Raw genomic sequence first — 21,227 nt, 5'->3', positions numbered from 1 at the left:
AAAGCATGAAATAAAAAAAACATCCTATAATTAATATAAGATGTTTTGAAAAGATATAGATTAAACATTAATCTAAATAGAAGATTCCTTTAGCATAATTACCTTGAATAGTTGCACCTTTTTCAGCAGTTGCAGTTTCTGGGTCTATTACGTATACAGCAGCTTCGTTTGAGTGACTGATATTGATATATACTTTTCCGTCTCTTACTAAGTTAGCAATTCCCCAAGCTCCACCATGAGCAGGAATACCATCTATAGGAGTAACAGTTTTTGCTTCTAAATCAACAACACCTAAAGTTAAAGCAGCTACATTTTGATCAATAGTAGGAGCATAAGCAGCCCAGAAATATTCTTGAGGAACAACTGGTGGTTCCTGGAACATACGTACAATAGCTTTACCATTTCCAGCATATAACATATCGTTGATTTTATATCCACCACTTACAGTTTGGAAATCAAAATGGTAAGAAGTATCAAAATCTGAAGTACCATTTTTAATTCTTAAAATACTAGACGGTGATGCAGGAGCAGGGATAAACCCACAAATAGAAGATGCACTAGAGTAAGTATAAAGATCACCATTATCAGCTTTGATAAGAGCTCCAGTTCCAGCATAAACTCCTAAAGATGGAGATCTATCATCTGTAATTATTTTTTCAAAATTTAATTCAGGATAAGAGTATACTGCAATCTTAGCTTCTTTAGCTATAGCTGCACTAGAACCTCCTGTACCAGTAGAAATAAAGTAATATGTGATGAATAATTTATTTCCGTTTACAGCAACACCAGTAGGGAAAGCAATTAAATCTTCGGCTGTAATCTCATCAATTTTTGTTTGAACAGTTTTTGTTATCGCAAAACTTGATTTGTCAATTAAATAAATTTCTCTATCAGAGTTTCCTTCTCTAGCAGAAGCTACTGCAATAAAATTATTATCACCTGCGTCAGCCATTGCAAATGGAGCCAATGTTGTGAATAAGTTATCCGTATTTTGCAGTTCACCATTAACTTTTTTGTAAAGCTTCATTTCGTTGTCAGAAGAAAACCCTTGAGCAACAATAGCGTCTCCTAAATTCACAAAAGTCATCCATGCAGGTTGTACAATTCCGTTGTTAATAGGAGTGATAACTCCTTCGGTTAAGCTTTCTGCAGGAGCTAATACATCTTTTCCATCTGTTCCTTCAACTCCAACAAAGAATTTTGGAGAATTGTCAATGACTTGTGGTTCACTACCAGAATCGTCATCACTACTACAAGCAATAAATAGCGAACTTGTAGCAAGTAAAGCTGTGAATAAAACTTTTTTTAGATTAATCATATCGGGTGTTAATTTAATTTATAAAATATCGGGCTTTGATATAGAATGCCCTTCCGGCTTTTTGTTGATTTAAATTGTCATAAACAAGTTTGTCAAAAACATTTACGACATTAAAAGAAAGATTGTACTTTCCATTATATAATCCATACACTAATTCAAAGTCATTAGTGAATTGTGATGGAATTATAGGTTTATTGCTATCTCCTGTATTCTCATAGTTAAAAGAGAATTCATGAGTATAATTATTGATTAAGGATACCGAGAATGAATCATGAGAATTGAATAATTCTTTTGTTCTATAGGTAGCAATAGCACTTCCAAATAAGTAAGGTTGGTTAGGAATACGTTGACCATTTTGAAAATCTTCTTGACCTCCTTGACCTTTTGCACTATCGTTGTTATTTCTTTGATCTAGATAAGTACCGTTTACACTTAAGAAGTAATGTTTATCATAATTGTATTGAATACCAAAATCGATTCCTTTGGTAAGTACACTTTGTTGATTTTGATAAAAACCTCTTGCTCCACGACGTTCAAGTCGAATAAAGTTTTTTGAATCTCTTAAAAACAAATTAAGATCTGTTTTTAACTCATGAGAAGAAGTAGCTCCTAAGTTAAAATCTACACGACTTCCTAGGTTAAAATTATTACTTTCTTCAGGTCTTAGATCTATAGCAGGAAAAATAGATAAACCATCACCGAACAATTCTACAGCTTCAGGTAAACGATACGTTTTTTCAAAAGATAATTTCACTTGAGCATTTCCTGAAAAGAAATATGTAGAAGCGATACCATACCCAAAATGCGTTTGATTATCGGTAAACTCTTCACGATTATCTCCAGTGAATTGATTAGCGGTATATGCTTTTAGGTTATAGAAATAATTTTTGATAAAAGCGGTAGTTTTAAGCTTTTGGTCAAAAGCAGCATTGGTATAAGAAAAACCAGCAACTTGTTTTCTCACAGTACTAGGTTCACCAAATTGTGCATTTTTAGCATCACTAAAAAGATCTTCACCTTCTAAACGTACTTGATTTAAAGAGTAGTTTACAGCAATATTGTGATGTGGAGTGATTTGGTACTCTGTATTTACATTGGCCAATAGGTTAAGACGATCCAATTCAAATAACGATTTATTGGTATCTAACTCACCACGACCAATGTATACATCTTCTTCAAATGTACCATCCCAGAAGTAACGATCATTACCTATATCTGTATAGGTTTCTTTGGCATTAACAACTGTAAAATATGAAGATAAGTTTAAGTTTTCTGTAAAGAGATTATTCTTCTTAAAGGAAAGATTTCCAATCCATTTTTCATCTTCGGATGTGACTTCTCCAAAAGGTGTTTTTGAAGTACCAAGCGCCGAAGGATTTTGTTGAATTTCTTTATAATTATCAGAATATAACACTCCGATGATTAACTCATCTATATTTTTGGTTTTTACCAATCCAGTTTCTAACCAAAGCATTTTTGATTCATAGGCATCATGAAAACGCTCAACTTCTGTATAAAAATCATCTTCTTTACCACTATCTATATCAAATAGCTTAACACGATTTTTATAGTTATTATCAGAATAGTTATAGAAAGATTTTAAACGAACCATAAAACCTGATTGTTCATCTCTATATTGTCCATTAACGGCAGCTCTATGAGTATTAAATGAACCATAAGTATATGAAGCATCTAAGAAATCTTTTGCAGTCTTATTAGTTACAATATTAATAGCACCACCTAGAGCATCAGATGATAAATGAATAGGAACAACACCTTTAAACGTATCGATAGAACTTACTAGGTTTGCAGGAAAATTATTTAAGGATAGTGAAGAACCAAAATAATCCATAGGAACACCATCAATAAAAATACGAACCTGATTACCAGATAATCCATTTAACGAAAGCTGAGTATCTGATCCCAGACCACCTGCTTGGCGTACATTAACACCAGAAGAGGTATTAAGAATTTGACTTAAATCTACACTGGTATTTTTTAAATCTTCTGTAGAAATACTCTGTACAGCATAGGCTTGTTCTCTTGTAATTTGCGAAGCCGATTTGCTTATAATGACGACATCACTTAATTGGTTAAGATCTTCTTTAAGTGTAGCATTAAGTGTACGTTGTTCTCCATCTTTTAAATGAATAGTAGTATTAAAAGTTTTAAAACCTATATAAGAAATACTAATAGTATAAGTACCATCAGGAAGTGTTAATTGGTATTTACCATTAAAATCAGTAACACTACCTGCACTTTTAAGTTCTTTTACAGTAATTGTTGCTCCTACTAAAGGAGTAGAAGAAGTATCCAAAATTATTCCTGAAACCGTATTCTGCGAATGGAGTAACACACTCCAAAAAAAAGCTATGAAGACGAAGCATGTCTTCTTAGTAAATAAAATCATTTGATCGATTTATGATAGTAAAAATTATTTATATTTGATCTAAATAAACAAGGCAAAAGTACTGGCTAAATCCAAAATAAAATGACGTGAATAGGATAAAAAAAGACGCAATTTGAATTTTGATTTACGGTAATGCCATATAGCGATAATTACAAAGGCTTGTTATATAGCACATTTGTGTTTTTTAATTGAAGTATTAACTAGATAAGATGAGATGAGGGAAGTACGTAATTATAAATCATTATTTATATTTGGTCTAAATAAAATAATTTTTTAGTGATAAAAGAGAGGACTTAAAAATGAAAGATAATGCTGATGGTAATATATATAGAATTGATTCTAAAGAGGTAACAGCAGATAAAGGTTTTCTTGATAAAGAAACAAATCTGATTCGCTCATTTGAACATGATGGGGTACATACCAAAGAATTTAATTTTGATCCAAAATATGGTAATGGTACCTATCAGTATTATTATTTTGATGGGTTATATATAGGGGTCATAGATGTACACTTAATAGATGACTTGTGTATAAAAGGAAGGAATAAAGAAGATATATTAGAACTTTCGTTTTTAATAGAAGGAGAACAAATTATTAAACTTTCTGACAGAACTACAGATGTTATTTTTGAAAGTCAAGAAAGTTATTTGGTTTATCTACAGGATATTGTTGGTGATTTCTGTTATCATAAAAATAAACCGATAAAGGAAATCCGTATTAGAATGGACGAAAAGTTTATGAAAAAACATAAACTTAAAGAAAATACATATTTAACTAATCGTTACGCATTACAACATTTACAAAAAGAATTTATAAAACCCTATTGTTCAAAAACACAAGATATCTTGACAGAATTGTTATCAGAGAACTATAATGGATTATCAAAGCGATTATTTCTTGAATCTAAGGTCTTAGAATTATTAGCTTTAAAAATGGATAATGCCACAACTAGAAGAGAAGAGTTGTTTAGAACGGATCATATGGTCAAGAAAATATACGAAGTTGAGAGCATTATAGCGTCGGATCTTACAGCCCAATTTTCAATAATTCAATTATCTAGAATAACAGGAATTAATGATTTTGCTCTAAAAAAAGAATTTAAAAGAATTTTTGGGAAAACTATATTCGAATATACTACAGACTTAAGAATGGATAAGGCCAAAAAGTTATTGAAACACAGTACCAAACCTATCTATGAAATCTCTGAAATAGTAGGATATAAAAACTCTACACATTTTACGGCTGCATTTAAAAAGAAAATGAATCTTACTCCCAAAGCGTATCGTAAATCATTTGCTCATCAACCTCAATTTGATTGATTATATTAGCAAAAAATCAATCAAAATGATACGAAAAGTACTAAAAAGTATCTCTGAATTTTTTATAAAAATAGATAGAGAATACGATGAGTATCCTCCTAAACCATTAAAAAAGGAAGAAGTTCCACCAGAAAGTATTTTGTCAACAGGTGAAATAGCAGAAATAACTATACCACAATTTGATGAAAAAAAGTCTACAGTTAGTATAGATAAATGGCTAATAAAAGTAGGAGATATTGTACAATATGGAGATATTATAGTTGAAGTAAGTACAGATAAGGTTACAATGGAGTTTGAGGCTTTTTATACAGGTAAAGTAGTATATCTATTACCTTGTCAAGAAAATGTGCCAGTAGGAACTGTAATATGTAAGATAGAAGGAATTTAAATAAGATAATACAAAAGGAGTATTCTTAAAAATACTCCTTTTTTAATGTAGGTAGTAATGGATCGTTTTTTGACGACCGGAGTTTGAATAAGTCTAAATTAAATACCTACAATAGTATCATAGCAATTACTAGTCCATAGCATCTGTAACCATCTTACTATCGACAAATTGCTCAAAACTTGTGATTTTTCCATTTTTAAGTTTCCATAAGTGAGCAACTCGTGCTTTAAAAAACTTACCTGTTTTTTTATAAGTAGCAGTATAGGTTCCATAAGCAACAATAGTATCACCTTGAGCAACATAACCTTCTACTTTAAAAATGTAATCTGTCCAATCTTGAGCGATACGATCAAAAACATTTTTTTTAATTTCTGTAGCACCTATATATGTCCCTGCATAAGGAAAACCTGCAGCTTCTGTCCATGAAGCTGTATCAGCAAGATGTGACATTAAGTTTTTTGCATTTTCGGCAGAATTTTTACCTTCATAGGTGCTTTTTATGATTTCTAAATTCATATGGTCATGTTGAGGTTGACACCCAATAAAAGAAATTGCTATGAGTATCATAAATGATATTTTATTCATTGTAATAAGGCTTTAAATGGGTAATTGTTTTATGATGACAAAGGTGCTAGTTTATGAATGAGAAAAAATTGAACTAGTTCAAATAATAAATAGAGATTATATAATAAGAAAGGATAAAACGTTATCGCTTTATCCTTTCCTGAGTAATAAATAGAACTGAATTGAATATAAACTATCCCACAGCTAAGCGGGATTTCTTATTCCGATTTTTAAAGAAAATTAAAATTTTGTCAATAGTATAACGCGTTAAAAAAGTTAGGGTTAAAAAGACAATCATTAACATCAATACGGTAGATTGATTAGCGTTTTGAAAACCAAATATTCCCATACCCCAGCATATAAGTACCCATTGAATGATATAGATAGAAGTAACATGTTTACTACAATAATTATAAAACCTAAAGATGGGATTGTCGGGTAGTTTAGTAACTAAAACATGAAAAAAGCTAATAACTGTAAAATTCCAACCTGCAAAATAAATAACGCCTCCAGGACCCATATGGAAAAAATCATTAAAGTGATAAGCTTCATTAGTATAGACTAATGGGGCTCCAGCAGCAATCAATAATACCCCCCACAAAAACATGGATTTAAAAAGAGCATTTTGATCTTGGTTGTTTTCTAAATAAATTTTACCAAAAAACATTCCCATAAGAATAAACGATAACCAAGGAAAAACAGGGAAATATACATTGTATTGACTACCCCATAATAAATCCAATAAATAATCTAAACCTTCAATGCCTAATCTCAAACCACTAACTTCTCTAGAAACAGCAGCAATAAGTAGAGCAATAAGGAAAAGGATATATTTATTTTTGACTAAACCGCGGATTAGTCCCATAAAGATTAAAGAAACACCTGCAAGTTGTAAAATATCACCTGTTTGTAAAAGATACCAATATTGTCCAGCATTAAGTGGTATTGAAGGATCCCAGCCATACGCTTTGATAAAAGAATCAGGCATAAAACCTAATAAAATGGGGAAGATGAACTTTAAGAAGTTCATAAAAAAAGCAGCAGCGAGAATGATACCACCACGTTTAATAGCGCTTAACATACTTTGGTTTCTAGAAATCATAAAAGAAACCCCCATAGTAACTAGAAAAACAGGAGTCCCCCGTCCCATAAAATGAACAAAGTGTCCTAGTGCTGAATGCTCTTGAGTATTTAAATCTGCATACATCCATAAGGTATGTACCACAGCAAGTAGAGAAACACTAAAGCCTCTTCCGAAATCAATGGCTAAAATTCGATTAGTATTCATAATGAAGTTATAAATGTGTTTTTTTATTCTGATATGTAATTAAAGAGTCATTATCCCAACTCAATTTTTTTTGTAGGCTTCTACGTTTACGTTTTGTAGGCGTTTGTATTTCGTTATAATATCCCATATAAAAAATACCTAAGCAACGTTCAGAAGGTTTTAAGTCAAGTTGATTTCCATATGCAATAGCAGCTTCACAACTATCCCAATAACAACCGATTTGATGAGCAGTGCACGAAAGCCATAAGTTTTGTACAGCACAAGAAACAGCCGCTATTTCTTCCCATTCTGGTATCTCGATACGTTGACTGCGATTCATGATAATAGCAATCATAGTAGCATTTTTAGGATATTGTAAAGTACCTTCATAACGAGATGGAGGATACTTATTGATAGGTAGTTTATCTTTATAAAATTCGAGCATATACTTGCCAAAAGCTTTGCGATGAGATGTACCTAAAACAATAAATCGCCATGGTTCGGTATGTTTATGAGTGGGAGCCCAAAGCGCATTAGTAATCAACTCTTCGATTAGTGTTTTAGGAATCTCTTTATCAATATAAGAATCCGCATATACAGTTTTACGATTGCGAATCAAAGCTGAAATATCAAGCATGATGTATATGCGGTTTAGGTTGGTATTGAGCAATAGGATTCTCTAATGCTCCTATAAATTGCAAACTTTCTATAGGATCTGCTAGATCAAGCATTTGCATATTATTTTTGAGTTGTAATCTATTTAAGCAACAACGTTTAAAGCTTGTAGCAAAAAGATCATAATGCTCATATTTGGTTTCAAATTCTGGATGTTGTTTTTGATAATCCAAAATGCATTGGGCTACTTGATACCAGAATCGCTCTTGAGTATAAGTAGATTGTGTTTCAAAAATGCTTCCCATAAAACGGAAGAAACAATCAAATACATCGGTAAGGATCGATAAGGTTTTAGTCTCGTCTGTAGCTTTGGTATATAAACGTTGTACATGTTCTGGAAGCTCCAAAGCCTCATTAAACACAATAACCTCTTCGGTAATATCTTTCATAATAGCCTTTACAGGAATATTGTGTTCCATTAACATGATTAAGTTTTCGCCATGAGGCATAAAAACCAATTCATAAGCATAAAAACAGTGAATTAATGGACTGAAATAACATTTGAGATAACGTTGAACCCATTCGTCTGTACTAATCCCAGAAGCTTTAATAAGTTCTGGTAACAAAGCCTTACCTTGACTATCAAGATGTAAGAAGGCTGCCATAGTCATTAAATGTTGCCCTTCTTTTAAAAGATGAATAGGGCTTTCTCTCCACAGCGTAGCCAGCATTTTATTATGAGCAACACTTCTACCTAAAGGTTCATAATTAAGATTGCGATATCCTATTGTAGCGATCTCGCCAAGCATAGTAAAACCGCATTCATTAAGATAGGAATCTTCTTGAAATAAGTCTGTAATCCACGAAGTAATGCTAGGAGTACTCCTCATATAATATGGTGATAATCCTCTCATGAATCCCATATTGAGAATGGATAAGGCAGTTTTTGTATATAATTTTTCTGGATGAGAAGCATTAAATAAGGTACGTATAGATTGTTGAGGACTAAAATGATCGTCACCTAATCCCAAATAAATCATCTTTTGCGTAGCAATATCTGCAGCAAAGATGCGAATGATCTTATTATACCATTGCCAGGGATGTACAGGCATAAAAATATAATTACTTACTTCTAGATTTAAATCTTTAATTTTTTGTTGAAACTCTTGTATAAGTTCATCACCCAACTCTTGTTGTAAAAGCGTTTGATAAGGTAATGATTCTATAGCAGTATAAGCAGCACGATCTTTATGAGCAGCTATCCACACAAGTTGAAATGTAGTATCAGCTTCTGGAGTATATTGTAAATAATCTTGTGCATTGAAGCCTATACGACCATTATTAGCAACAAAACAAGGATGTCCATCGGTCATGGCATGTTCTATATCTTGAAAAGAAGCTTGAGTCAGTGCGTTTACATCAAATTTTTCGTTTTGATATTTATATGCAGCACTATATAAAGTACTCGTTATTTCTTCAAGATAAGTGGGAAGTAAAGCCTCTGGAATACCTAAAGATTCTTTAAATTCTATAATAAAATCTATAGAACTTAAAGGAAGTTCTGTTGTATCATCTAATTTAATTAGACTTGAAGGATCAATATGCCAGTGATCAAGAAATAATCTACGGGCATTAAATTGATAAATTATAGTAGTATTAGGTACTTCTAGAGTATAAGTAGTCCAGAGTGTTTCTTTTTTAAGAACAACAGGATCAAAAAGTAATTCGTGTGTGAATTCACTTATAGCTTTACAAAGGTGTATACGATTACTATAATTCCAAGCTTCTGGTTGTATATGTTGAATAATGTGGGGATCCATTTGTGAATATGCTAATCAATTAAATAGTTTGTGCTTTGTCAAAAGCTTTTGCGAAATTTTCTGAAGTACAAAAAGCTAAATGCGCGGTTTTATGAGGAAGCTTAATTTCTTTTTGATAAACAAAGCCAGCTTTAGTATTAAGTAGATGAATTTTTTGATTATTAATATCGGGTTCTACAACAACGCGTTGTGTTGTTTTATTATCAAATAAGAAAAACATAATAGTAGTAAAAACATGCCAGGTAAATTTTGGGATATAATTATCTGGAGGACCTACTAAGATATGCATACCATAATCTCCATCTTGAGCGTCGTAATATTGCGCGATAAGATCTTGAGAAGCTTTATAGCGTTCCATTAAAAAGATAGGCGTATCGTTTAAAACACCTATAAAAGTATCGTGATACGGATTGTCTTCAATTTCTTGATATTGTTCTTTTACATAAGCCAAAGAAGTATCCTGCATACCCCAATATTTTGCATAAGGTTTATTTACCCAATCGTGAATCACAGTGATATCTGTATCCATGTCTAATGGCCTAAGTTGAATACAACCTAAACCTTTAATAACTCTAGAATAAACAATAGTTTGAGTAGAATTCATAAGATGATAATTAAACAGCAGAAGAAACAGGTTTATAAGTAGCAATAGGATTGTCAAGTTTTCCTGCAAATTGCAATAAAGCTACAGGATCATCTAAGTCAATCATTTGCTTATTATTATTTAGTTGTAAACGATTTAAACACGACAAATGAAAATCTGTAGCAAAGAGATCATATTGTTCAAACTTTTCTTGTAATTGAGGGAAAGCAGCTTGATAATCCAGAATACATTGTGCTACTTGTTTCCAGAAATCTTTTTCGGCATATTGTGCATGCTCCTCTAGAATATGAGCCATAAACCTAAAGAATCCATCAAAAATATCTGTAAAGATCGATAAGAGTTTTACATCTTCTGGAACTGGAGCATACATGCGTTTCAGGGGTTCAGGTAATGCTACTTCTGGATTTAGAATTACAGCTTCTTCTGTGATATCTTTAAGAAAAACACTTACAGGTAAGTGATCTTCTATAACCATAATAAGGTTTTCGCCATGAGGCATAAATACAAGATCATATTGATAGAAACAATGTAATAAGGGACTTAGGTAAGCTTTAAAATAATGTTGTAACCACGTATCAATAGTAACACCAGAGGCTTTTATCAATTCTGGTAATAAAGCATCGCCGTGTTGATCTACGTGTAAGAAAGCAGCCATAGTCATTAAGCGTTGATTTGCTTGAATGGCGTTGAAAGGGCTTTCTCTCCATAAAGAAGCCAACATCTTATTATAATCATTATGTGTTCCAAACTCTTCGTAATATGTGTTAACGAAACTTACAGATGCGATTTCGCCTAACATTTTAAATCCAGTTTCTTGAATATAAGTGTCAGTATATAATAAGTGTTCTAGCCATTTTGCCATTTTGGGTGCTGTACCTAAATAATAAAGTGGCAATCCTCTCATGAATCCCATATTGAGGATAGATAAAGCCGTCTTGGTATAGAGTTTATGAGGATTAGATACATTAAACAATGTACGGATAGATTGTTGTGCATTGTATTGATCTGGGCTATATCCTAAACAAATTAATTTACCAGTAGCAATTTGAGGTGCATAAATATTAGCTAGTTTATTAAACCATTGCCAAGGATGCATAGGAATAAAGAAATAATCTTCGGGAGAAAATCCTAAATCGCTAATTTGTGTATTAAATGCTGTGACTACTTCTTCACCTAATTCTTGTGTGATTAACTTTTGATATGGTAAATCTTCGATAGCAGCATAAACTGTATGCTCTTTGTGTCCTGCTAACCAAAGTAAAGAAAATGTATTTCCAGATTCTGGAGCATAAGATCTATAATCACTACTATCAAAACCTACACGACCATTATTAGCTACAAAACCAGGATGACCTTCCATCATAGATTGTTCTATAGTTTGAAAGTCAGCTATAGCCAAATCTTTGGCAACAGGATTACCTTTTAGAAGTTTATAAGCACTACCGTAAAGTGTACTAATAATTTCTTCTAAATAGGTAGGCATTGTAGCATCTTCAATTCCTAAAGCATTTCTAAATTCTTTGATAAATAAAATAGCATCAAGCTCAATCTCTTTATCTGAAGCAAATTTTGTGATAGTATCTGTTTTTATATAAAGATGATTTAATGCTAAAAGTTTTGCTTCAAATGTATAGTGTATATCAGCTGTTTCTGTATGAAGAATATAAGAATTCCATACTCCATTTGATGAAATGATCTCTGGAGTAATAAGTAATTCGTGAGAAAATTCACAAATAGACTTTTTAATTAATAAGCGATTGGCTTTTTTCCATACTTCTGGTTGAATATGAGCAATAGCTTGTTGAGGTGAAACAGTATTATTTATAGTGTTCATTGCGCTTCTTTTGATAATTTTATGTGTATTGTGAATTTGCTCAAAACGTTCTTTAGTAAGAAAGGCTAACTGAGCGGTTTTATGTGGTAGTGTTACTATTTTGTCTAAAGTAAAACCAATACGTTCACAGATGGCAAACATTTTTTTATTACGTATATCAGGCTCTACAAGAATACGTGTAGCATTTTTTGCTTTAAACGTAAACTGCATTATAGCTTTAAAAATATACCAGGTAAAATTAGGAATAGGAGTAGATGGTGGCGGAGCTACAAGTATGTGTACACCATAATCCATCTTTTTTGCAGGGTAATAATTCCCTATAAGATCTTTTTGAGGAACATATCGTTCTAGTAAGAAAATAGGATGATCGTTATACAACCCTATATAGATTTCATAACCTTCTTGTTGAGATAGACGTGTATATTCTTCTTTAACTTCGTTGAGTGACGTTTGTTGTAACCCCCAAAACTCGGCATAATCTAGATTGACCCATTGATGAAGTAACGGTATATCTTGCTCAAGATCAAATAGGCGAAAATGAATAGCTCCAAAATCAGGAAAAGTACTAGAGAACTCATACGAAGTTTTAGATACTTGGGTGATTAGGGATGTAACATTCATGAGTTTATGTTTAAATTCAAAAACCGCAGGACTTGCTAGTATCTAAATAGAGGTCGATTAATTATTTAAGAAAACAAGCCCCGTCGATTAATGAGTTAAGTTGAAATTTAAGTTTGAATTATTTTTTTTAATGCTTTTAACTCTGTTCTAAAGAATAGAAGGTAGAGTAGAAGCGTAATTAAAAAACCTAAAAAGGCGATAACAAAAGGAATATGTAATCCATAAATATCGACTACAATACCTACAAATAATGAACTAAGAAGCACTCCCAAGTTTTGGAAAAAATGGACTTTACTATAATCTATGGCATAATCATCAGGAGTGCTAAGTTCAAATAAGAGGACATCAAATCGAACTACTCCTTGAAAAATTGCCCAACCATAAATACAACGCCCTATGATAAGTATCCACGGAATGGCAATTCCTTGTAAAGCTAGACCTAATAACCCCATACATAATATAGGAACTAGACCTGCATAAGGAGAGTTTTGTGCTGTTTTATTTTTTGAATTTATCCATAAGGCAATTAAGGCGATAATACCTGGGATGGCATAAATACTTCCTGATATGATTTTACTCTGTAATCCCGAAATGGTTTCCCAAAACATGGAAAAAAACGGGCGTGTGATAAAATCACTGAAATATAAGATGCAGGTAACTAAACCGAGTTTTAAGATCAATTGATTAGAAATAAAACTTTTTTTCTTTGTAGTAATAGTATTGTTTTCTTGATGTTGCAGCGATATCTTTTTGTTTTTTAAGAGATATAAACTCATAAACATTTGTATGAAATCTCCTAAAGCCATGATCAAAAAAATATAATTGGCATTGATAATATCGACAACTAATCCACCAATTATAGCACCTAGAATACCACCTAAATGTACTACTACAGAAAGAATACCTATGGTATGTGTATGCTCTTCTTTTTTAACTATTCTTAAAATATAAGGATAGACTAATAAATAACTAGCTTTGAATAGAATCATTGTTAACGAGATGATCCAGAAATACAAATAGTTATCTGTATAAAAACAATACAAAGCTAATATACCTGCAACAAGTTGAGTATAAACGAGAATCTTAAGTTCTGCAATTTTTTTGGCAACAAAAGCCCAAAATGGAAATGAAATCATGACCATAAAACAGATAGCTGCAAAATAATAACCTACAGCTTTGGGATCTGTGATACCAAACCTAAGCTCAAAATATTGAGGATAGAAAGGATGTAATAAATAGTCACTTATTACAGCTATCAAAGTCATGAGAATAAGAAAAAATCTAAGATTCACTAGAGTGTTTTTATAAAATTAAACGAGTGTTGATGTGTGTTCAAGAACAACCTCTTCGTCTTTTGTTACTTCAAATTGTTGAAAAGCAATTCTCTTTTCGATAGGATAATATTCTTTACCCGTCATTTCTTTAATGATGTAAGAATTGCGATAACAAGCCATACCTAAATCTGGAGTTACAAAACCATGAGTATGTAATTCTACGTTTTGAACAAAAATTTCGTTGTGATTTTGATCAATACTATAATTGCGTTGTACGTCAAAACGACTTTGTTCATCCCATAGAATTCTGTTTGAAATACCTTCTATAAACTGTGGCATTTGATACCCATAACCAGTAGCTAATACTAATGCTTCTGTAGTATGTTTATATGATTTATCCTGTTCGTTTTGATGGAAGTATAAATCAAAAGTTGCTTGCTCGTCATTATAATCTGCTTTAAGCAATTCTGAGTTTGTACGTAAATTAGCCTTAATTTCGTTGGTGATATTTTTTGCATATAATAAATCAAAAATGTCACCAATAAGATCTTGATTGATTCCTTTATAAAGGTGTTTTTGATTTTTAATTAAATGATCTCTCTTTCGAGAAGGTAGATTATAGAAATAATCAACATATTCTGGAGAAGTCATCTCTAATGTGAGTTTACTATATTCTAGAGGGAAGAAACGAGGAGAACGTGTTATCCAGTTAAGTTCATAACCTTTTGTTTCAATCTCTTGTAGTAAATCATAATAGATTTCGGCAGCACTTTGTCCACTACCAACAATAGTAATAGCCTTTTTTTGTTGTAATGCTTCTTTGTTATTTAGATAACTAGAAGAGTGAATAGCTTTTCCTTCAAGATGTTGACATTGTTTAGGTACATATGGAGAGGTTCCTGTTCCTAGAATAATCTTTTTAGCTTTATAAATAACAGTTTCGTTTGTAACGTGATTAGTTGTAGTGATGATATAACATTGTTCTTGATCACTATAATCAGTATGCGTTACCTCTGTGTTAAAGTGCAGATTATTTAATTGTTGAATAACCCATTGACAATATTGATTGTATTCATTTCTAAGTAACAAGAAGTTCTCTTTGATATAAAAAGAATACATACGACCTTGTTTTTTTATATAATTTAAAAAACTATAAGGACTAGTAGGATCAGCAAGAGTAACAAGATCTGCCATAAATGGGATTTGTAACGTAGTATCTTGTAAAAGCATACCAGGATGCCAATTAAAACCAGTGCTCTTGTCTAAGAAGATACCATCTAGATCTTCTATAGGAGCAGTTAAACAAGCTAAACCAAGATTGAAAGGACCAATTCCAACAGCTACAAAGTCATATATTTTTGTATTCATGATATGTGTTTTTTCTTAATTAATATTCTGGTAAGTCAAGCCTTTTTCTTTGATCCAACCAATGATATCCTGTAACTTATCTACGGTTATTGCAGGATTTAATAAAGTGAATTTGAGATAGACTTTACCATTGAGTTTGGTACTAGCAACAGAGGCTGTTCCAGAATTAAATAGGGAGTTTTTTATATATAAATTAATGGTATCATGTACCGATTCGTTGTCAATACCTAAAGCTTTAAATCTAAATACTATGGTACTCAAAGCGGGTTGATGTACAGTTTCAAAATAGATATCGTTTTTTAAAATATCATAAACATCAAGTGCTCTATAATGAACAGTTTCTAGATATTCGGCTAGTGTTTTTTCTCCAGCTACCTTTAATGTAAACCATAGTTTTAATGCATCAAATCTACGTGTAGTTTGTATAGATTTTACAATTAAATCGGGGAACTCATTATCCTTGTTTTCTATTGGATTTAGATAATCTGCATAATGCGAAACATATTTAAAATGATCATCATTTGCCAGTAAGAAAGCACTAGAACAAACAGGCTGGAATAAAGTTTTATGGAAATCTATAGTGATAGAATCTGCATATTGAGCATCTTTTAAAAGATGTTTATGAGTATCTGTAAGTACATAACATCCACCATAAGCACCATCAACATGTAACCAGATATCATATTCTTTTGCAATAGCATTAATTGTTTCTACAGGATCAAAACTACCATAATCAGTAGTTCCAGTAGTAGCTACAACAGCAATAGGAATATTGCCTTTTTGTTTTTCTTTTTCAATGGCTAGAACCAATGCTTCAGGCTCCATTTCAAAACGCTCATTTGTTGGAATAGGAATAACCGAATTGTATCCTAAACCTAATAAGGCGGCATTCTTTTTAATACTGAAATGTGATTTTTCTGAACAGAAAATTCTAAAACGTTTAACAATATCATTTAAGCCATTTTCTTTGATATTGATTCCGTAATGTTTGAAAGCATAATGATCTCTAGCAATCATCAATGCCATAAAATTGGATTGAGTTCCACCACTGGTAAATACACCATCTGCAGTTTTAGGTAAACCAAAAGCAGTAGTAATCCAGTTGATAACTTCTTGTTCGATTAATGTAGCAGAGGTACTTTGATCCCATGTTTCTACTGCGGTGTTAACCGAATTTGAAATTAATTCGGCTACTAAAGCAGGAATTAATACAGGGCAATTTAAATGAGCTACATAAGAAGTATTATGAAAAGAGATAGCATTGTCTAGATACAAATCTTTTATTTGAGCTAAGGCATGATCAAGAGATAGTGTTTGGTCATTTTGTACAGATAAAGCGTCAGTTTTCTGACGTAATTCATCAATAGAAATTCCGCTATAAAAAGAATCATTGTCTAAAAACGCTTTTACATATTCGATAGCTTTTTGAAGACTATCTTGATATAATTCCTTAGAATGACCATCAAATAATAGTGTTGTATCTACAACGGGGTCGAGTATAGTTGTGTGGGTTAACATTAAGTTTATTTTTACTTGGTCTAAATAAGATGTATGCAAAAATAGAAGCTACTCGATGAAGAAAATGACGTTTAAAGGATAAAAAAAGACGTGTTTAATGATTAACATGATTAAGAATGATTTAGATTTTTTATGATTACCTGAATGATTCTAAAATGCAAATGTTTTGGGTGACTTTAAATAAGAACAGGAGTAGGAGCATTAAAAAGAACGAATAAATCGCCTAAATCTTTTAGATCTTTATTATAGGGAATTAGTTTTATAGCACCTTCGCTAGAGGTTTCAGGTGGCGCCTGAAGACTTTTAAGCACAAAATAAGTGTTTCCATTAATTTCGGTAATACCATCTAGAAGTATACGATTAAGATCGTTCATAAAAACAGGACCTCTTACTGTTCTGGCTAGACCCGTAGTTTGCTGTTGCGCTTCTTGAAAAATGTGTAAAGCTTCAGCCAAAGGAATCCTAAAGCAATTCTCGCTATTGTGATTTGCTTCTATAAACATATAATAAGGAATCATACTTAATTGTATTTGTTTAGTCCATAACTGACTCCAGATAATAGGATCATCATTAATATCTTTAACTAGAGGTCCTTGACAACGGATAACAGTTCCCGTATTTTGTATGCGTTGTATGGCCTTTTTTACCTCTGGATGATCTAGTTCTCTAGGGTGTGTAAAATGTGCGCAAAAATTAAGGTGTTTGCCACTAGCAATAATATAATCAAAGAATGCTATAAGAGCATCAGCATCCTTATCTGTAGTAAAACGATAGGGCCACCAAGCTAAGGATTTTGAACTGATACGTATGACTTTTACGCTATCAATCGCTAAAATAGGATCGATATACTTTTTTAAGACCTCAGCTTTTAGTACCAGAGGATCAGCGCCTGTAAATAACACATCTGTGATCTGAGGGTTGTTTTTAAGGAAGGCTACTGGAGTTAGCGGATCTTTATAAGAGGCGTTGTGTTGTGCCTCAAAGTTATTAAATGCAACCCATCTAAAACAATAAGAACAATAAGAATGACAGGTTTTTACCATAGGATCTGGAAATAAACTCACTATGGTTTTAAAATTGCTATACAGGCCTTTAATTACTTGACCATTTTCTTTGGGTATACTAGTCGAATGATGTTTGACCTCTGGATGCATTTTTTGTTTTATATGCTGTACAAACGGAATAATGTCTTTTGATTTTAAGCCATTATGATATAAGGTTTTTAAATGGTTATAGTCTATAGGTGATAGCATTTCTTTTCTAGGAAAAACTAATTTATAGATAGGATCATTAGGAATCGTATCCCAATGGATTAAATGATCTAAAACATACGTATTCACTTTAAAATGAAAAATGCTTGTGAGTATATCAAAAACCTCTTTTTCGTTTGAAGGCAAACGATTGTAATAAGGCGTGTTTTTAAAAGAGAGTTGATTATAAGAAACAAATTTCATGATGATAGTGGATTAGATAAAAATACTTATAGGATTCAATTGTTCTTCGGTATACGGTTGTTGTAACCAACCTAATTTTACAGGAACGTCAAATAGCCTTCCTGGAGCTGTGCGCCTCCAGAAATGACGAAGGCCAGGTACAATGACTTTAACTACTGGCATACCAATATCTGGTTGAGTTAGATTAAATATCAATACATCTAGTCCTAGGTTTGCTAAATGTTTGATACTATAATTAATACTATCATAAATAGTAGTAGGAATGTCTTGTTTAACTGTAAAATCGATTATAGCTTCAGGTTGCAAAAATGAATGTTGTGTAATAATTTGAGTATCTAACCATTGTATAAATGTTTTATCTTTTGTTAAATAAGTTGAAGAAGAGGTAACTATAGGTAATAATTGATTAAGCTCAATAATAGCACGTTCAATAGCAATTGTAGGATCAATATGAGCCCCAAAAGCATATAGTATTTTCCGCTTGGTTTTTAAACAATAACTTATAGCTGCATAAACAGGTATTTGTGTATCAACGGTTAGTTCGAGAACATAAAGGCTACGATCCAGACTTTTATAATGAGCCTGCATTTGATCTATATACGAATTTTGAAGTGTATCAAGATTAATTGCTGGACGAGGAATACGATTATACCACCATATAGCAGCCGCATCTCGTTCTATTAATTCAAATAAGCCTTGTAGTATAGCTTCTTCTATGGTATTTCCGGCAGCAGCTCCATTTGAATCGGGATATGCATATATTTTTGATTTGGTAGCTGCTTCAGTTTGATATTGTGCATAACAAAAAGCTGTAGGTAAATAGTTAAAATGCTTTTTGGTAAGATTATAAACAGGAGACCAATCAAGAGCTTGGTCTTTTGATAAATAATCAGGAATTAAAGAATAAAATTTGGTGCTTGAAGCATTGATTTTTATACGATCATTATATTGTTGTTTACTAAAAAGCATACATGAATTAGGATGTATTGCACGATCGAGTGCACTAAAAGTATTAGATATAGTATATGTTGCACCAGGAAACATTAAACAATAGCGTTCAATAGCTTCGCATAAGGCACCTGTTTTTGCTTGAATATCAGTTTTTCCTTTACCACCGTTAGCGCTTCTTAAATGTAAATTAAGCCAAAACATAGAGGTACTTTGCATGGCAATATTTTTTCCAGAACCATAATTGAAAATAGGAATGTCTTTTGATTTGTGATATGGTTTTACATAGGGAACTAGTCCTGTAATAGAACTAATGTGATGTTTATAGTTATTATAAGTGGTTTCTGCATCATAAATGCGATAACCGCCATGATGAGTTGCTAAAGAAGTTTCTCGTTGTAAAGTAATAGGTTTTGGATGTTGTGTTAATATTTTGGGAGTACCACAATGAGAACATTGAGGACGTTTTATAACTTGATGTTTTGTGATTTCGCCTGTTTTTGTATTGATGGAGTGGATATGATTTTGTAAAACATGAGTATCATGAACTGTGTACAAAAATTCAACTAAAAGTAATAAAGCTCTTGAAATAACTATTTGTTGTGCTAATTGATGTGTAACTAAGGGTCTCTGAATATTTTTTAACGTTTTATGAAGTGTTTGATATAACGCATTTTCTCGATCGTGTAATAATAAACGATGTTGTAAACATGACCAACAAGGCATATTGGACACAGTGGGAGAAAACAAAGGACCGATATAAGGCGTAGCTCCGGTTAATTTTATGAGCAACCACTGTTGCTGTTTTTCTATAAAAGATTGATTAAGGGTTTCTAATTCTGGATGGATATAAGAATCGGTTAAAACAATATAAATGTCGGGTGTTTCAGAAAAAGATAATCCAGTTGTTTTACATAGAGAAGTGAATTCAGAAATATCAGTAGATCCTAAACTTATTATTTTTAACGTCTTTTGTTGAAATAGTTTGCTCAAACGTGATGTGTCATAACCTAACTCTTGCCAAAAGGCTTCTTGCTCTTTGGAGAATATCGAAGTTTTTTTTGTAATGATACCTTTTACTTCTAATTGTTTTAGTTGTAATAAGATTTCGTTAGTAGAAAAATCATCAAATATGGAGACCTCTTGATTAGCTGTAGTCAAATAATACAGGATTTTAATAGCGATAGGAGCAGTAATAATACGGCTATCGTGTTCTGCAACCAAAAGCGTATGCAATTCATTAATAGCATACCGAGTATATTTGGGTGCTAGCTGAAACTGATTGAGTATATCGTATAACATAAAGAATAGTAAAAGCCTACTTAAGTAGTATCGAGAATAATAAGTAGGCTAGTTTATGATTTAACAACAAGTTAAAATAATCTCAGATTGATCTTCAATCTCAACATTCATTAACATATCATTTGCAACCAAGAAAAAAGGAAAATCTAGATAAGCTTCAATATTATCATCCTTAAGTTTTTCTTGTATACGGATTTCTAGATCGGCATATTTTACAGTTTCATGCCTTAACCTTAAAGTGTAATCTTTCTTTTTAATTTCTTCATACACTTCTCTAGGGTTTTCTCTTATAACAGCAATGTTTTTATGATCTTTTTTATCCTTTAAATACAATATAGGCCATGCGATACGTGCATTTAGATTTACATAAGTATATTCAGGGATTTTTAATCCACATCCCATCCATACAATATCATCGTCTGTATAACCAGTGGTAAGAAATGCTACTTTATTTTCTAAAAATTTATTATAAAAGTCTAAAGAATATGTACAATTTAAGCAGAGATTAAAAAAGTTTGCATCAATTTGAGTGAGTAACTTTTTTCTTTCTTCAAGTGTAAGTTCTTGTGAAGCTGTGTGATGTTGTTCATAAGTGGTTTCCAT

At 32.0% G+C, this 21,227-nt stretch carries 16 protein-coding genes; 2 read left to right on the top strand and 14 right to left on the bottom strand.

Features of this window, described 5'->3' with window-relative positions; all coding sequences use genetic code 11:
* Positions 1-67 precede the first annotated feature (67 nt).
* Together ACYEKI_RS16665 and ACYEKI_RS16660 are read right to left on the bottom strand one after the other, a co-directional pair.
* Positions 68-1,318, bottom strand: a complete 1,251-nt coding sequence (locus ACYEKI_RS16665; RefSeq protein WP_459212339.1) for a DUF4374 domain-containing protein — start codon at positions 1,316-1,318, stop codon at positions 68-70.
* A gap of 13 nt (positions 1,319-1,331) precedes the next feature.
* The gene (locus ACYEKI_RS16660) at positions 1,332-3,728 is read right to left on the bottom strand and encodes a TonB-dependent receptor (RefSeq protein WP_459212338.1); all 2,397 of its coding nucleotides are present in this window, start codon (positions 3,726-3,728) and stop codon (positions 1,332-1,334) included.
* Positions 3,729-4,027: 299 nt separating this feature from the next.
* Here ACYEKI_RS16660 and ACYEKI_RS16655 point away from each other — a divergent pair, with 299 nt between their 5' ends.
* Positions 4,028-5,047 (top strand): helix-turn-helix domain-containing protein, encoded by a 1,020-nt coding sequence (locus tag ACYEKI_RS16655; RefSeq protein WP_459212337.1) that lies wholly within the window; start codon positions 4,028-4,030, stop codon positions 5,045-5,047.
* A gap of 25 nt (positions 5,048-5,072) precedes the next feature.
* Positions 5,073-5,435, top strand: a complete 363-nt coding sequence (locus ACYEKI_RS16650; RefSeq protein ID WP_459212336.1) for a biotin/lipoyl-containing protein — start codon at positions 5,073-5,075, stop codon at positions 5,433-5,435.
* 129 nt (positions 5,436-5,564) lie between these two features.
* On the opposite strand, the gene ACYEKI_RS16645 is transcribed toward ACYEKI_RS16650, so the two are convergent.
* From ACYEKI_RS16645 to ACYEKI_RS16590, 12 genes are all read right to left on the bottom strand, one after another.
* Positions 5,565-6,020, bottom strand: a complete 456-nt coding sequence (locus ACYEKI_RS16645) for a nuclear transport factor 2 family protein (RefSeq protein WP_459212335.1) — start codon at positions 6,018-6,020, stop codon at positions 5,565-5,567.
* 172 nt (positions 6,021-6,192) lie between these two features.
* Entirely contained in the window at positions 6,193-7,287 is a 1,095-nt protein-coding gene (locus ACYEKI_RS16640) for a heparan-alpha-glucosaminide N-acetyltransferase domain-containing protein (RefSeq protein WP_459212334.1), read from the bottom strand.
* Positions 7,288-7,294: 7 nt separating this feature from the next.
* A complete protein-coding gene (locus ACYEKI_RS16635; protein ID WP_459212333.1) occupies positions 7,295-7,903 on the bottom strand; it encodes a nitroreductase family protein in 609 nt (202 codons plus the stop codon).
* Positions 7,896-9,701 carry an IucA/IucC family protein gene (locus ACYEKI_RS16630; RefSeq protein ID WP_459212332.1) on the bottom strand — a complete coding sequence of 602 codons (1,806 nt, stop codon included), beginning with the start codon at positions 9,699-9,701 and terminating at the stop codon, positions 7,896-7,898. Before ACYEKI_RS16630 ends, ACYEKI_RS16635 begins: the two co-directional genes overlap by 8 nt.
* A gap of 19 nt (positions 9,702-9,720) precedes the next feature.
* The gene (locus ACYEKI_RS16625; RefSeq protein WP_459212331.1) at positions 9,721-10,305 is read right to left on the bottom strand and encodes a GNAT family N-acetyltransferase; all 585 of its coding nucleotides are present in this window, start codon (positions 10,303-10,305) and stop codon (positions 9,721-9,723) included.
* A gap of 10 nt (positions 10,306-10,315) precedes the next feature.
* On the bottom strand, positions 10,316-12,760 hold the full coding sequence (locus ACYEKI_RS16620; RefSeq protein WP_459212330.1) for a GNAT family N-acetyltransferase: 2,445 nt from the start codon (positions 12,758-12,760) through the stop codon (positions 10,316-10,318).
* A gap of 107 nt (positions 12,761-12,867) precedes the next feature.
* On the bottom strand, positions 12,868-14,052 hold the full coding sequence (locus ACYEKI_RS16615) for an MFS transporter (RefSeq protein ID WP_459212329.1): 1,185 nt from the start codon (positions 14,050-14,052) through the stop codon (positions 12,868-12,870).
* 18 nt (positions 14,053-14,070) lie between these two features.
* Positions 14,071-15,402, bottom strand: a complete 1,332-nt coding sequence (locus tag ACYEKI_RS16610) for a lysine N(6)-hydroxylase/L-ornithine N(5)-oxygenase family protein (RefSeq protein WP_459212328.1) — start codon at positions 15,400-15,402, stop codon at positions 14,071-14,073.
* Positions 15,403-15,417: 15 nt separating this feature from the next.
* Positions 15,418-16,920, bottom strand: a complete 1,503-nt coding sequence (locus ACYEKI_RS16605) for a pyridoxal phosphate-dependent decarboxylase family protein (RefSeq protein WP_459212327.1) — start codon at positions 16,918-16,920, stop codon at positions 15,418-15,420.
* A 176-nt stretch (positions 16,921-17,096) separates the two neighbouring features.
* A complete protein-coding gene (locus tag ACYEKI_RS16600) occupies positions 17,097-18,374 on the bottom strand; it encodes a KamA family radical SAM protein (protein ID WP_459212326.1) in 1,278 nt (425 codons plus the stop codon).
* Positions 18,375-18,386: 12 nt separating this feature from the next.
* Complete coding sequence (locus ACYEKI_RS16595; RefSeq protein WP_459212325.1) at positions 18,387-20,624, bottom strand: TOMM precursor leader peptide-binding protein; 2,238 nt, start codon at positions 20,622-20,624, stop codon at positions 18,387-18,389.
* A gap of 60 nt (positions 20,625-20,684) precedes the next feature.
* Positions 20,685-21,227, bottom strand: a complete 543-nt coding sequence (locus tag ACYEKI_RS16590; protein WP_459212324.1) for a hypothetical protein — start codon at positions 21,225-21,227, stop codon at positions 20,685-20,687.

The organism is Aquimarina rhabdastrellae, assembly GCA_947387485.1.
GTDB lineage: Bacteria > Bacteroidota > Bacteroidia > Flavobacteriales > Flavobacteriaceae > Aquimarina.
This window is presented reverse-complemented; position numbering and strand designations above follow the sequence as displayed.

Bases quoted from the DNA above. Each gene is read 5' to 3' on its own strand.
- ACYEKI_RS16665 (WP_459212339.1), bottom strand. From the start codon at position 1,318: ATGATTAATCTAAAAAAAGTTTTATTCACAGCTTTACTTGCTACAAGT.
- ACYEKI_RS16660 (WP_459212338.1), bottom strand. From the start codon at position 3,728: ATGATTTTATTTACTAAGAAGACATGCTTCGTCTTCATAGCTTTTTTT.
- ACYEKI_RS16655 (WP_459212337.1), top strand. From the start codon at position 4,028: ATGAAAGATAATGCTGATGGTAATATATATAGAATTGATTCTAAAGAG.
- ACYEKI_RS16650 (WP_459212336.1), top strand. From the start codon at position 5,073: ATGATACGAAAAGTACTAAAAAGTATCTCTGAATTTTTTATAAAAATA.
- ACYEKI_RS16645 (WP_459212335.1), bottom strand. From the start codon at position 6,020: ATGAATAAAATATCATTTATGATACTCATAGCAATTTCTTTTATTGGG.
- ACYEKI_RS16640 (WP_459212334.1), bottom strand. From the start codon at position 7,287: ATGAATACTAATCGAATTTTAGCCATTGATTTCGGAAGAGGCTTTAGT.
- ACYEKI_RS16635 (WP_459212333.1), bottom strand. From the start codon at position 7,903: ATGCTTGATATTTCAGCTTTGATTCGCAATCGTAAAACTGTATATGCG.
- ACYEKI_RS16630 (WP_459212332.1), bottom strand. From the start codon at position 9,701: ATGGATCCCCACATTATTCAACATATACAACCAGAAGCTTGGAATTAT.
- ACYEKI_RS16625 (WP_459212331.1), bottom strand. From the start codon at position 10,305: ATGAATTCTACTCAAACTATTGTTTATTCTAGAGTTATTAAAGGTTTA.
- ACYEKI_RS16620 (WP_459212330.1), bottom strand. From the start codon at position 12,760: ATGAATGTTACATCCCTAATCACCCAAGTATCTAAAACTTCGTATGAG.
- ACYEKI_RS16610 (WP_459212328.1), bottom strand. From the start codon at position 15,402: ATGAATACAAAAATATATGACTTTGTAGCTGTTGGAATTGGTCCTTTC.
- ACYEKI_RS16605 (WP_459212327.1), bottom strand. From the start codon at position 16,920: ATGTTAACCCACACAACTATACTCGACCCCGTTGTAGATACAACACTA.
- ACYEKI_RS16600 (WP_459212326.1), bottom strand. From the start codon at position 18,374: ATGAAATTTGTTTCTTATAATCAACTCTCTTTTAAAAACACGCCTTAT.
- ACYEKI_RS16595 (WP_459212325.1), bottom strand. From the start codon at position 20,624: ATGTTATACGATATACTCAATCAGTTTCAGCTAGCACCCAAATATACT.
- ACYEKI_RS16590 (WP_459212324.1), bottom strand. From the start codon at position 21,227: ATGGAAACCACTTATGAACAACATCACACAGCTTCACAAGAACTTACA.